This window comes from Halomonas binhaiensis, from assembly GCF_008329985.2.
GTDB classification, from domain to species: Bacteria; Pseudomonadota; Gammaproteobacteria; order Pseudomonadales; family Halomonadaceae; genus Halomonas; species Halomonas binhaiensis.
In genome coordinates, this window is the sequence record NZ_CP038437.2 from 2815569 (window position 1) to 2830046 (window position 14478).

Below are 14478 nucleotides of genomic sequence, written 5' to 3' on the forward strand. Positions count from 1 at the left end.
TGACAGCGGCGGCACAATATTGTCCTCACCTATCCAGAAGTTCAGCGCGCCAGGCGTTCAGTGCGCTAGCGAACCGATAAATTCGTGAATCTACCTCATGATTCTGGTAACGCAATCTCGCTTGCCCCAGTGGGTAACGAGCATCGACCAGGATCGTAGCCATGGCCTCCCTCTTTCATACTGCATGCCGGCATTTCACCTCACCACCGCCCTGGAGTAACACGGCCCCGGTACGGGAGGAGCTATTCAGTGTCGAACGGCTTGAACAGCACGCCAGCAGTCTTGCGCTGGCTCAGCGTGTCACTGACAAACCGCCCAAGGTCCTGCCGTTGGCAAGGCGGCTCAAAGACAATGCCAAGGTCCTGCTGAACGCCTATCGCGCGAGTGCCGCAGAAGTGGCCAAGGGCCGCGATGTTGTTCCTGCCGCAGCCTGGCTACTCGACAACTATCATCTCATCGAGGCCCAGATTCGAGAGATACGTGGTGATCTGCCGCCCGGTTATTATCGACAGCTACCGAAACTGGCCGATGGCCCTTTTGCTGGCTATCCCCGTGTCTTTGGCCTGGCCTGGGCCTTTGTCGCCCATACGGACAGTCACCTCGATCTCGATGCCTTGCGAGGCTTCGTTGACGCCTATCAACGTGTGCAGTCATTAACTATCGGCGAGTTATGGGCAATCGCGATTACCCTACGAATCGTACTCGTCGAGAACCTGCGACGGCTCGCCGTGCAGATCATCAGTGAACAGGACGCGCGCAATGAGGCTGATGTCCTGGCAGCTCAATGGCTGGCTCCTGAGGGTGGCCTCTCGGCACCAGATGCCTATGCGCCACTGTGCAACACGACACCATTGGAAGAAGCCTTCATTGCCCAGTTGGCCAAACGCTTGCGAGATTTGGATTCGCGAACCACCCCGATGGTGGACTGGCTGGAAGAGCAAGTCAGTACACAAGGCAACTCCATTGATGACGTAGTTCAGCAAGCCCAGCAGCGTCAAGGCGCCGCCAACGTCACTGTGCGCAACATTATTACCAGCATGCGTCTTATATCGAGTATCGACTGGGCAGAGCTTGTCGAAAGCGTCAGCCTGATCGATGCACGGCTAGATCAGGGCGGCCTCTTTACTGCGATGGATTTCCCGACCCGCAACAGCTATCGCAGTGCCGTGGAACAGCTGGCTCGGGGGGCTTCCATGGAGGAACTGGAGGTAGTGAACTATGCCTTGGCCGCATCACACGAGGCAATGGCGAACGCTGACGATGCTATCGAGGCCGCACGCGTGGGTGACCCTGGCTATTTTCTGATCGCAGCCGGGAGACCTTCGCTTGAGGAAGCCATCGGCTTTCGACCTTCGCCTCGCCAGCGCTTGCGGCAAGCCTTCCTGACAGGTGGCATGAGCGGTTACGTCGGCCTGATTGCCATACTCACCGCCGGATTGCTGTCACTGGCATTGACGTCGCTGGCCGCGGGCGGCGCCCCCCTTGGATGGCTGTGGTTACTGGGAATCCTGGGACTACTGCCTGCCACCGAAGTGGCTACGTTACTGGTCAACCGCTTCATCATTTTCAGCGTCAGTGCGCAGCCTCTGCCGAGTATGGATCTTTCCGAGGGAGTTCCAGGCACTCTTCGCACGCTGGTCGCCATACCATCATTGCTGACTAACGAGGCCGATCTGCAAGAGCAAATCGAGCGTTTGGAGGTCCATCATTTGGCCAGCGGCGACGGTGCTATCCTGTATGCCCTGCTCACCGACGGGGTCGATGCCCAACATGAGGATATGGCCGAGGACATCCCCCTGCTGGCGGCAGCCAACGCAGCAATCGCCCAACTGAATCACCGTTATGGCGACAGCAGTGGTCGCGAGCGTTTTTTCCTGCTGCATCGCCGCCGGGTGTTCAATCGCAGTGAAAATTGCTGGATGGGGTGGGAACGCAAACGTGGCAAGCTGCATGAACTCAACCGCTTGCTCCGCGGCGCTCAAGACACCACGTTCCTGAATCCAGCCACCATGCCGAGCGATGTGCGCTATGTCATCACACTGGATGCGGATACCCGTCTACCCCGTGGCGCAGCCGCCAGGTTGATCGGCAAGATGGCGCATCCGCTGAATCAACCCAGGTTCGATGAAAGCCGTCAGCGCGTCATGGAAGGCTACGCCATTCTCCAGCCGCGAGTAACGCCCTCTTTACCGCTGGGACAACAGGGCTCGATTCACCAACGCCTTTTCTCCGCACCAGGGGGAATCGACCCATATGCCGCAGCCATATCGGACCTTTATCAGGACCTCCTCGGAGAGGGCTCCTTCGTCGGCAAGGGCATCTATCATGTCGATATGTTCGAAGCTTCGCTCAGCGGTCGCATACCGGAAAACAGTGTACTCAGTCACGACTTGTTCGAAGGTATCTTCGCCCGCGCGGGTCTGGCCTCGGATGTCGAAGTGATCGAGGAGTATCCGTCTCGCTATGATGTTGCCGTCAAACGCCAACATCGCTGGACACGTGGCGACTGGCAATTATTGCCATGGATCTTCGCGCGCTCGATGCCCTGGAGTGGACGCCTGAAACTGACGGACAACTTGCGCCGGTCGCTACTCGCCCCTTTATTGCTGGCATGTCTCGCCATCAACGGGTTGTTGCCACTGCCGGCGGCTCTGTCAGGCACGCTGTTTGTCTTGACCGTCATTGCCACACCCTCGCTTTTGTGGCTGCTCATGTCGCTGGCTCCGGCTCGAGCGGACATCAACCTGCGCCATCATTTTCACGAATGGTTTTCCGAGCTGAAAATCGCCTCGGCCCAGATCCTGTTGTGGCTTGCCTTCCTGCCCGACCAAGCTTGGCGGATGCTGGATGCCATCATCAGGACCCTGATACGCATATTGATCACCCGCCAGCACCTACTCGAGTGGACTACGGCCGCGCATTCAGCAAGGCGCCCAAGGCTTGAGTGGACGGGCTTTTATCGGAACATGGCACCGGGGACCACATTAGCATTGGTGGTGTCATTGGGTGTCGTGAGTTATGCGCCTCAAGCTTGGTCACTGATACTGCTGCTGGCGTCACTCTGGTTAGCGGCACCCGCTATTGCCACATGGATCAGCCGCCCCGGGAGTCTCACACCACGCCCCTCTCTATCAGCAGCCGAATCACACGCGCTGCGTTTGATCGCACGGCGTACCTGGCGCTTCTTCGAAACCTTTGTTACCCCTCGAAGTAACTGGCTGCCGCCGGATAACTTTCAGGAAACGCCTCACCCTGTCATCGCACAGCGCACCTCGCCTACCAACATAGGGCTTTATCTCCTGTCGGTACTGACCGCTCGCGACTTTGGTTGGCTAGGGGCCCTGAATAGCGTCGAACGCCTTGAGACTACGTTGAAGGTCATGCAGACCCTCCCACGCCATCGTGGTCATTTTTTCAATTGGTATGGTACCCAGCACCTTCACCCACTTGATCCAAGATATATATCTTCGGTCGATAGCGGCAACCTGGCTGGCCATCTATTGGTTATCGCCAATGCATGTGAAACCTGGTCAGCAAGCGAACTGTTGTCCGATCCTCATTCGGGTATCACGGATCATCTGGATCTAGTGCGCGAGGCTCTCCAGGCGACACCTGCCGCTCATCGTGAAAATGCCGCACTGCTCGAGGCCAGTCTAGACAAGATCGAAGCGCAATTGCTGGGAGATCCCTTGCTCACGCCGGCGCTGAAACGACTCTGTGATCGAACCACCAGCATGGCCCATGACACCCTGCGAGACCTTGAAAGCCCCTGGGCCGATGAGGTGCTGTTCTGGATAGGAGCCTTGCGCCAATCGGTTGCCGAGCATTACCGCGACCGGAAACAAATGGCCAGGGCTGGACCTCGATGCCGTTTCCAGGACCGGCTCAGGCAGCTCGCCGATACGGCGCGGGGTATGGCACTGGAGATGGACTTCGCTTTCTTGCTCTCCCCAGAACGCCAGTTACTGTCAATTGGTTATTCCGTGAATGACAACACACTCGACAGCAGCTGCTACGACCTTCTTGCCTCAGAAGCGCGACTGGCCAGCCTGTTGGCGATTGCCAAAGGCGATGTCCCGACACGCCACTGGTTCCGGCTCGGGCGGACAGCCACGCTGCTGGGGCACGGTTCGGCACTGATTTCCTGGTCGGGCTCGATGTTCGAATATCTGATGCCGTCGCTGATAATGCGCGCGCCTTCGGGCAGTCTTCTCGAGCAAAGCAACCGCCTAGTGGTCAAGCGCCAAGTGGCCTATGCCACTTCTCTGGGAGTTCCTTGGGGCCTCTCCGAATCCGCCTACAACGCCCGCGACAGGGAATTCACCTACCAATATTCCAACTTCGGTGTACCCGGTCTAGGGTTGAAGCGCGGCCTCTCTTCCGACCTGGTTGTAGCCCCTTATGCAACCGGACTGGCGACGATGGTTGACCCTCTCGCTGCATACCGCAACTTCATTCGTCTCACCGACTTGGGGGCATTGGGACGCTATGGATTCTACGAGGCACTTGACTTCACCCGCTCTCGAGTGCCTGAAGGTGAGGAGGTCGCCATTGTACGTAGCTTCATGGCCCACCATCAGGGTATGAGCATCGTGGCTATCGCCAATACCTTGCATGACGGTCAGATGCGTGAACGCTTCCATCGTGAACCGATCATACAGGCCAGCGAGCTGCTGCTGCAGGAACGCATTCCACGTGATGTGGCAATAGTCCATCCCCGCGCCGAAGAAGTGCAATCACCACCAAACGAGACATTCGGCGATAGCCAGGCAGTTCGTCGTATCCAGGCAACAGCTGCAGGAGTGCCAGTGACACACCTGCTGTCGAACGGACGCTACTCGGTCATGTTGACGATGACGGGGGCGGGATACAGTCACTGGCAGCATATCGCCATCAACCGCTGGCAGGAAGACACGACCCGCGATCACTGGGGCAGCTTCATTTTCCTGGGTGATAGCGACATTTCCGACGTTTGGTCGGCCAGCGGCCCTATGCCCGGGAGCGGGATAGTCGACAAGCGCGGCAGCCACGATGTGCTCTTTGCCGAAGACTATGCTCGCTTCACGCATACCCATAACGGGCTGACGTCCCACCTCGATGTGCTTGTCTCAGGCGAGGATGACAGCGAGGTACGGCGCGTATCGCTTACCAACAGCGGGCCGAACACGCGAAATATCGACGTGACCTCCTATTCGGAATTGGTATTGACCACACCGGCCACGGACAATGCCCACCCCGCCTTCGCGAAGATGTTCGTGGTGACCGAATATCTTGAAGAATTCAATGCGCTGATTGCCACCCGTCGCTGTCGCCGGCCCGACGAAGCACAGACTTGGGCAGCCCACTTCGCCGTTGTGGAAGGTGACATCCTGGATGAAGTGCAATACGAGACTGATCGCGCCCAGTTTATCGGCCGGGGCCGTACGGTGGCGACAGCGGAAGCCCTAAGCGGAGAACAGCGACTGACAAACACCACCGGCACAGTGCTCGATCCAATATTCTCGCTGCGCTATTGTCTCAAGATCGCTCCCGGAAACGTCGCTCATATCGCTTTCTGGACCGTCGTGGCAGCATCGCGTGAGGCGTTGCTGGACCTGATCGACAAGCATCACGACAGCAGCGCCTATGATCGGGCCAAGACACTGGCCTGGACCCAAGCGCAGGTTCAACTTCGCTACTTGAGCGTAACACCCGAGGAAGCAGCAGACTTCCAGCGCCTAGCCGCCCCCATTCTGTATGCCGATCCCCGCTTCAGAGCCTCGCGGGATACCATCGCGCGCGGCGCGGGCCCTCAGTCGGCACTATGGCCACACACCCTCTCCGGCGACCTTCCGATCGTTTTGCTGCGTATCGGCTCGACCGAGGACATGGCTCAAGTGCGCCAGTTGCTACGCGCCCATGAATACTGGCATATGAAGCGTCTCGGCGTCGATCTGGTGATTCTCAACGAACATGCCTCTTCCTATATACAGGATCTCCAGCAGGCGATTGATACCGCGGTGCACAGCAGTCAGTCCCGGCCACGCATTCACGAAGGACTTACCCAGGGCTCGGTCATTACCCTGCGGGCAGATCTATTGAGCCTTGAGGTTCGTCTCTTATTGCAGTCCGTGGCCCGAGTGGTATTGATGGCTCAGCGCGGGTCAATTGCCGAGCAACTCGCGCTGATACCGCCCTCGGTTCATTACCCGCCACCAGCACCACTTCCAGAACAGGTGGCACAACACGATTCGGTAACAGAGGCACGAGGCGATGAGGTTCCGCCGACTCTCGAATTCTTCAATGGGCTGGGAGGCTTCGACAAGCAGGGGAAGGAATACGTAACCATACTCAAGGCCGGGCGCTCTACACCGGCCCCATGGATCAACGTGATTGCCAACGCAGGGTTCGGTTTTCAAGTGTCAGCAGAGGGCTCCGGTTATCTATGGGCCGATAACAGCCGTGAAAACCCACTCACTCCTTGGTCTAACGACCCCGTCATGGACCCCAGCAGCGACGCAATCTACGTGCGCGACGAAGAAACCTTGGCAGTCTGGACGGCGACCGCACTGCCAATCCGTGACAAGGGACGCTATGTGGCGCGGCACGGCTTCGGTTATAGCCGCTTCGAGCACGAGGCTCACGGCATCGCACTTGACTTGCTGCACTTCGTGCCGCTCGACGCCCCTATCCGTATCTCGCGCCTGACCCTCAGAAATCGTTCAGGTCGCCCTCGCCGTCTATCCATCACCGCCTATGTGGAGTGGTCGCTAGGCCTGTCACGAAGCGCATCTGGCCCATTCATTATCTCGCACAAGGATGAAACCTGTGGGGCTATTCTGGTAAGCAACCCTTGGAACATTGATTTCCCCGGGCGCGTTGCCTTCGCCGACCTAGGCGGCCTGCAGACAGCTTGGACAGCGAATCGAAGTGAATTCCTTGGTCACGGCGGCAACCATGTCACTCCTGCGAGCCTTGCTGGTCGCGCCCCCCTTTCCGGAGCCACCGGTGCCGGGTGGGACCCCTGTACGGCCCTGCAGTGCACTCTTGAGTTGGCAGTGGGTGAGACAGTCGAGATTGCTGCTTTCATTGGCCAGGGCCAATCCCCTGAGGACGCCAGAGAGCTTATCGCTCGCTATCGGCAGGCCGACCTCGACGCCGAGCTTACCGCGGTCACTGCCTACTGGCAGCAACGACTTGGTGCAGTGCAGGTCTGCACGCCCGACCGCGCCATGGACATCATGCTCAATGGCTGGCTGCTCTACCAGACCTTAGCCTGCCGGATCACGGCCCGTTCCGCCTTCTATCAGGCCAGCGGTGCCTACGGTTTCCGCGACCAACTGCAGGATGGCATGGCCCTGACCTTTGCCAGTCCCGAGACAACCCGACATCACCTTCTGCGTGCCGCGTCGCGTCAGTTCGTCGAAGGCGATGTGCAGCACTGGTGGCTGCCCCATTCCGGCCAAGGCGTGCGAACTCGCATTTCCGACGACCGAGTCTGGCTGGCCTATGCCAGCGCCCTGTATGTCCTCACCTCGGGAGACGCCAGCATTCTGGACGAGCCGGTGAAATTTCTGGAAGGCCCACTGCTAGGCGACGATGAACATGATGCCTTCTTCCAACCCGTGATTGCCGATGAAATCGCCTCACTGTACGAACACTGTGCCCGCGGCCTCGACCAGTGCCTTGCGTTGACCGGCGAACATGGTCTTCCATTGATCGGCGGCGGTGATTGGAACGACGGCATGAACCGGGTCGGTGAATCCGGGAAAGGAGAAAGCGTGTGGCTGGGCTGGCTGCTGATACGCACCCTGAATCTGTTCATACCGTTCGCCGAACAGCGGAGCTCCGAAAGTGCCCGCGCAAGACACTGGAGCAGTCATGCAATCTCGCTACGCGAGTCACTTGAACAACACGCTTGGGATGGCCAGTGGTACCGGCGAGCGACCTTCGATGATGGAAGCTGGCTCGGTACCCAGGTTAGCGAAGAGTGTCGTATCGACTCGATTGCTCAATCCTGGGCGGTATTATCCGGTGCAGCAAATCCACAGCGAGCCACCCTCGCCATGCGCTCGCTAGAGCGGGAATTGATCCGCAAGGATCCCGGTTTGGCCTTGCTGTTCTGGCCTCCCTTTGACAAGCCCACGCGCGATGCTGGCTATATTGCCGGCTATCCCCCTGGGCTTCGAGAAAACGGTGGCCAGTATAGTCATGCGGCAATGTGGTGCATCCTCGCGTATACACAACTGGGCGAGGGGAAAAAAGCCACCGACCTGTTCTCGCTGCTCAATCCCATCAACCATGCCCGCACTCAGGAAGAGACATCGCGCTATAAAGTCGAGCCCTATGTCGTGGCTGCCGATGTGTACTCCGTCGCCCCACACGCCGGCCGAGGCGGCTGGACCTGGTATACGGGATCTTCTGGCTGGATGTATCGGGCAGGTCTCGAAGGTATTCTTGGTATTCGCCGCGAGGGGGCTTTCCTCGTCATCGCCCCTTGCCTGCCCCCCGCCTGGGCAGGTTTCGAGGCGACAGTGGCGGTGGCCTCATCCCATTACACCATTCAGGTGGACCACTCTCCCGCACCTCACCTGGTCACCTTGCAAGCCCACCTGGATGGAAAAGCCATCGCTTGCGACGCAGGAAATGTCCGTGTGCCGCTGGATGGCGCCAAGCACCGCCTGACACTTGCAATACCCACTCCTCATTCCTCGACGATAGAGCAGGCGTATCCGTAAGTACTGGGTTGCGAATGACGGAACTGCTGCACTCAGCATATGCACTCTTGGATGGCGGCGGCGAAGACATCGCTCGCCAGGCAGAACCCCCAGAATGGCTCATGCCAGTTCAAGCCAGGGCAATCGATTGCAACACCGATGACATGGCCGGTAACAGCGCTCTGGTGATCCACAGAGCGCTACCTCATCAACGCCCGGCGTAGCCAACGCCTCAGGGTACGATACCTGCCATGTCTTTATGCGTTATCTGATTCAAAACATGGTGTTGTCATTGGCGGCATTTTCGGGCACTGACTGGATAACGTCCCAGTGCTCGACGATCTTTCCCTGTTTGACACGAAAGATATCCACCACTGCCTCGCCCCGATCGTCATCACCGTTGGTGGAGTGGACATGCAGCCAGACCAGGTCACCATCGGCAGCGCTACGCACTATCTCGCTTTTGTAGTTCGGGTTTTCCTTGAAGTAGCCTTCAAAGTAATCCACGAAGGGAGCCTTGCCGTCAGGCACTTCGGGGTTATGCTGAATATAATCCTGTGCCAACACGCGCGAGCTTTGTTCGGTCTCATGCTCGTTGAAGAACTGATCATAGAACTCGGTGACCAGTGCCCGATTGGCTTCTTCGGTCTCGACATCGCGCTCAGGCTGAGCCAAGGATACGACAGGCACAGCCAGCAGCAATGCCACCGAGGCACCACCCAGGGATTTTAGAATCGACATGCAGGAACTCCGGTAACAAGTTGATTGGTCAATAGCCCACAGTAGATAAACTTATGGAAGTTCTCGTGACGGCACAAGAAGTCACCTTCACCTGACATGGTCACGGCAGTGTGACCACTGAACAACTATTCATGGAGAGATAATGGCTACGCCTCCTGGCAGTGAAGAAGTGGTTTTCGAACAACCCTGCCCCATTCGCGACGTGCTCAACCGCATTGGTGATCAGTGGAGCCTGCTGATTCTGGAAGCTCTTGCCCCAGGCACCTTGCGCTTCAATGCCCTGATGCGCGAGATCGGTGATATCTCGAAGCAAATGCTCTCACGCACTCTCAAGCAGCTGGAGCAGGATGGTTTCATCACGCGAACGCTGTACCCAGAGATCCCCCGCGAGTGGAATATTCCCTGACGCCGTTGGGTCAGTCCTTTCTAGAGCCGATGCAGCAGCTTGTGGCCTGGGCAGATGCGCATCACCATACTATTGTGGCTGCTCGCAACCGATATCAGGCCATGCAGGAGCAGCCTTGATACCAGGAGCAGCTGCCTAAGCAAAGACACTGGACGTATAGCCTCTGAGCGTTAACCCAGCGGCTTAATGTCTACCAAGTCAGACGGTAAATCAGGAAGGCTCGCTGGTTCCAGGCGCTGCCAAATCGTTACTGCCCTCCTCCCAGTTCCACTCACTGCGAGCGACCGCATCATGGGCATGCAGACTTTCGGCGTGCACCACACGCAGTTGGAAGCCGCGTACCTCCGCCTGCTCACGCAGGGAATGGTGCAAGCGCCGCGCCGCATCCTCACAAAACATCAGATTCTGCCCATTGGCCAAGGCAAAGGCCTGCTCGTCGACCCGCTTGACTGCCGTTTGCAAGGCAGTACCCAAGGCTCGCTCAAGACGATCTATCAACGCGACCAGTGGCAATTCATCAAGATCTTCCGACAAGCGCACCGATATATGGGCCTGGCTACGCTGGCTGTGGGGCGTGGCCAGGATACTCTGCTCGCTTCCCAGCCATGCCTTGACGCCTTCACGCGTCACGGGCATATCAATGAAATCCTCGTCGAACGCCTGCTGGATCAGTTGACGAGCCAAGGCAGCTGAACAGGGACATGTCGAGGAGTAGCCGACCGTCAGGTCGAGAACCACCTGCAGACCTCGGTCATCCTGACGACAGCGCAGCGCAAAAGGATACGCCTTCCATCCTGCATGGGGGCTGATCAGTGCTGGGCGCTTGAGCAGGGCTTCGCCGCTCAGGTCCAGGAAGGCGGTATCGGATAGCCCTTCATGGCTATCCAGGAATGATCTCAGCACTGACGCGGCACGCGATAACGATAGCTCCTGACCTTCCAGTTCAGCCAACGCCAGGTAGAGTCGTGACATATGGATCCCGCGTGCGGACGGGTCCTGCAGGTTCACCCCTGCCGACACCTTCCCGGCAACACTTTCCCCTGCCACACGAAACGGCAATGCAATCTGCTCCATCCCAACCCATTGCAAGGCACCGCGGCGGGAAGCCGAGTCAGTTGTGACATCGACAAGTACTTGTTGATTCATGATAAATCACTCTCAGAAAATGGCTGTAGTCACGTGGCACCGTCCGATACCATCGAGTGGGTCCGACACCTATGAGGGTCCTTACATGTCTGGTGAAGGCCTGTACGGTGTGGCGCCATGAAATGCCAATGGCTGGCCTTGTGGGGAGGACTCCTCCAGCGCTTCATCACGGACCACCAGGTGGCCACGCACGACGGTGTGTATCGGCCACCCCGTTACATGCACGCCGTCGTATGGCGTCCAGCCTGCCACGCTGGCAATCCATCGGTTGGTGATTTGCCGACGCGCCTTGAGGTCGACCAGAGTCAGGTCGGCGTCATAGCCTACGGCGATGCGTCCCTTGCCCTGGATGCCAAACAGGCGCGCCGGCCCAGCACTGGTCAGATCAACCAGCCGTTGCAGACTCAAACGCCCGTGATGGACATGATCCAGCATGATGGGAAGCAGCGTCTGCACACCGGTCATGCCACTAGGCGACTGTGGATAGGGTCGTGCCTTTTCCTCCAGGGTATGTGGCGCATGGTCGCTGCCCAGTACGTCGACTACCCCGTTGTTGATGGCCTGCCATAATGCTGCCTGATGATGTGCCTCACGCACCGGAGGATTCATCTGTGCCAGGCTACCCAAGCGTTCATAGCACTCGGGGGCACTCAGGGTGAGGTGATGGGGTGTCACTTCCACGCTGACACGTTGCTTATGCCGGGCCAGGTACGCCATCTCCTCGGCTGTGGATACATGCAGGATGTGCAGTCGCCGCCCCGCTTCCTCTGCCATCCGCACAATACGCTGCGTGGCAATCAGGGCGCTTTGCGCATCCCGCCAGACCGGGTGGTTGCGTACATCGCTGTTGTCCTCTACCAGTGCTTTCCGCTGTCCCAGACGTGCCTCATCTTCTGCATGCACTGCCATGCGGCGGTGTCCGTGGCTCACGATACGGCGCAGCACGGCATCATCATCAGCCAGCAGATCGCCGAAGGAACTGCCCATGAAGACCTTGATACCCGCGCAGCCAGGCAGCTTCTCCAGGGTACTCAAGGACTCTGCATTGACCGCCGAGCCACCAAGATAGAAGGCATGGTCACACCAGGCACGCCCCCTGGCACAGTCCAGCTTGGCTTCCAGGTCCTGCTGCCACAGCGTCAACGGCTGTGTGTTGGGCATCTCGAACACGGCGGTCACGCCGCCCAGCACCGCACCGCGAGTCCCGGCTTCCAGCGTCTCCTTGTGAGTCAGCCCGGGCTCGCGAAAGTGCACCTGGGTATCCATGACACCAGGCAACACATGAAGCCCGCTCGCATCCAATGTTGTCTCTGCACTCCAGCGCCCTGCCAGATCACCCAGTTCAACAACACGGCCACCGACACAGGCGATGTCCAGGCACTCCGCCCCACCCGGTGTGAGCACGATGCCGCCACACACCAACAGATCGGCGTGGCGGTTGGCCATATATCGAGACAGATCTTGAGCGTCGCTCATCGAGAGGGCTCCGGTTCAATGACGGATGTCAACGAGCCGGACAGTGTCATGCGACGAAGCCGAGCAGCCTGTGCCAACTGGCGTGGCATTCTGTCGGGGGCCTGAGTACGCTCGCTCAACAAGGCCATTGCCGCGCGGATATCCAGCACTCCCATATCTCCGTCGCCCCGGCTGCGAATGGCTACACTGCTGGCGGACACTTCCTTGTCGCCGACCACCACCAGGTAGGGAATGCGCTGCAGACTCTGCTCGCGGATCTTGTAGCCGATCTTCTCGTTGCGGACATCAAGCTCGACGCGTAGACCAGCACCTCTCAGCGTCTCCATGACCTCTCGAGCGTAATCGGCATGCGCTTCGGTAATCGACAGCACCACGGCTTGTACGGGGGTTAACCAGGCAGGCAACCTGCCAGCATGATGCTCAAGCAGAATGCCGATGAAACGCTCCAATGAGCCGAACAGCGCGCGGTGCAGCATGACCGGGGGCTTGCGTTGCCCATCTTCGTCCACGTACTCGATGCCGAAGCGTTCGGGCAGGTTCATGTCCACCTGCAGGGTGCCACACTGCCAGTCGCGGCCGATGGCGTCGCGCAGCACGAACTCCAGTTTGGGGCCATAGAATGCCCCCTCACCGGGGTTGAGCCGATAATCGAGGGCCAGGTCACCCAGTGCCTGGATCAAAGCGCCTTCCAGCAGGTCCCAGGTGGCGTCATCCCCCATGCGGCTGCCTGGCCGAGTGGAGAGCTTGATGAAGACATCGTCGAAACCGAACTGGCGGTAGATATCCAGCACCAGTTCCACCACACGCCGACACTCTGCTCCCATCTGCTGCGGCGTACAGTAGATATGGGCATCGTCCTGAGTAAAATGACGCACTCGCAACAAGCCATGCAGCGCGCCAGACGGCTCGTAACGATGCACCTTGCCGAATTCGCCCATGCGAATGGGTAGGTCGCGATAGCTCTTGAGACCGTTACGGTACAGCAGTACGCTGCCGGGACAGTTCATTGGCTTGAGCGCCAGCGAACGACCGTCCTCGGTCTCCGTGGAAAACATGTGCTCACGATAATTCTGCCAGTGGCCCGAGACCTCCCATAGCCCGCGGTCCATCACGTCCGGCGTATTCACCTCCACGTATCCGGCTTCTGCCTGGCGTCGACGCATGTAGTCGACAAGCACCTGAAATACCGTCCAGCCGCGGGGATGCCAGAAGACGGCTCCTGGTGCTTCTTCCTGGAAATGAAACAGGTCCAGTTCGCGTCCCAGGCGACGGTGATCACGCCTTTCCGCCTCCTGAACACGTTCCAGATAGGCTTCCAGATCCTGCTTGCTGACCCAGGCCGTACCGTAGATTCTCTGGAGCTGTGCACTGCTCGCATCACCACGCCAGTAGGCTCCCGCCAGTTTCGTGAGCTTGACGTGTTTCAGGAAGCGGGTATTGGGCACATGAGGGCCCCGACACATGTCGACATACTCTTCGTGGAAGTACAGCCCCAGGGTCTGGATATCCGGCATATCGTCGATCAGGCGAAGCTTGTAATCCTCTCCACGTTCATGAAAGAGCCGAATGGCCTCATCACGCGGCATCATGCGCTTGGCGATGTCGTACTCCGTTGCAATCAACGCCTTCATGCGCTGCTCGATGGCATGCATGTCTTCCAGCGTAAAAGGCCGCTCATAGGCGATGTCGTAATAGAAGCCGTCGTCGATCACCGGCCCAATCACCATCTGCGCCGAGGGGTAGAGCTGTTTGACGGCATGTCCCAGCAGATGAGCACAGGAATGGCGGATGATCTCGAGCCCTTCCTTATCACGGGGCGTAATGATCTCGACCCGCGCATCCGAGGTGATCGGATCGCTCAAGTCGACGAGCGATCCATCGACCCTGGCCGCCACAGCAGCCCTGGCCAACCCCGAACCGATACTGCGTGCCACTTGTGCCGCCGTGACGGGAGTGTCGAAATCGCGTTGCGAGTTGTCCGGCAGGGAAATTCGACACCTGTGATCGAGCATG

Annotated in this window: 5 protein-coding genes and 1 pseudogene; 2 read left to right on the forward strand and 4 right to left on the reverse strand. The window is 58.7% G+C overall.

Annotation, left to right across the window (positions count from 1 at the left end):
* The first annotated feature begins 161 nt into the window (after positions 1-161).
* Positions 162-8717: a glycoside hydrolase family 94 protein gene (locus E4T21_RS12390; RefSeq protein WP_149285297.1), complete on the forward strand. Its 8556-nt coding sequence runs from the start codon at positions 162-164 to the stop codon at positions 8715-8717.
* A 252-nt stretch (positions 8718-8969) separates the two neighbouring features.
* On the opposite strand, the gene E4T21_RS12395 is transcribed toward E4T21_RS12390, so the two are convergent.
* Positions 8970-9437 (reverse strand): nuclear transport factor 2 family protein, encoded by a 468-nt coding sequence (locus E4T21_RS12395; protein ID WP_149285299.1) that lies wholly within the window; start codon positions 9435-9437, stop codon positions 8970-8972.
* Positions 9438-9579: 142 nt separating this feature from the next.
* On the opposite strand from E4T21_RS12395, the pseudogene E4T21_RS12400 reads away from it, so the two are divergent.
* Positions 9580-9962: pseudogene (locus tag E4T21_RS12400) on the forward strand (winged helix-turn-helix transcriptional regulator).
* 91 nt (positions 9963-10053) lie between these two features.
* Here E4T21_RS12400 and folE2 read toward each other — a convergent pair.
* The 3 genes from folE2 to thrS all read right to left on the reverse strand — a co-directional run bounded on the left by folE2 (position 10054) and on the right by thrS (position 14477).
* Positions 10054-10989: a GTP cyclohydrolase FolE2 gene (folE2, locus tag E4T21_RS12405; protein WP_149285302.1), complete on the reverse strand. Its 936-nt coding sequence runs from the start codon at positions 10987-10989 to the stop codon at positions 10054-10056.
* Positions 10990-11070: 81 nt separating this feature from the next.
* Positions 11071-12465, reverse strand: coding sequence for a dihydroorotase (locus tag E4T21_RS12410; RefSeq protein WP_149285304.1), 1395 nt, complete (start codon positions 12463-12465; stop codon positions 11071-11073).
* Entirely contained in the window at positions 12462-14477 is a 2016-nt protein-coding gene (gene thrS / locus E4T21_RS12415) for a threonine--tRNA ligase (protein ID WP_205423385.1), read from the reverse strand. The genes E4T21_RS12410 and thrS overlap by 4 nt, the downstream gene beginning before the upstream one ends.
* Position 14478 lies beyond the last annotated feature (1 nt).

What these genes read in the sequence shown, in the direction of transcription:
- E4T21_RS12390 (WP_149285297.1), top strand. Translation starts at nt 162, where the DNA reads ATGGCCTCCCTCTTTCATACTGCATGCCGGCATTTCACCTCACCACCG.
- E4T21_RS12395 (WP_149285299.1), bottom strand. Translation starts at nt 9,437, where the DNA reads ATGTCGATTCTAAAATCCCTGGGTGGTGCCTCGGTGGCATTGCTGCTG.
- folE2 (WP_149285302.1), bottom strand. Translation starts at nt 10,989, where the DNA reads ATGAATCAACAAGTACTTGTCGATGTCACAACTGACTCGGCTTCCCGC.
- E4T21_RS12410 (WP_149285304.1), bottom strand. Translation starts at nt 12,465, where the DNA reads ATGAGCGACGCTCAAGATCTGTCTCGATATATGGCCAACCGCCACGCC.
- thrS (WP_205423385.1), bottom strand. Translation starts at nt 14,477, where the DNA reads ATGCTCGATCACAGGTGTCGAATTTCCCTGCCGGACAACTCGCAACGC.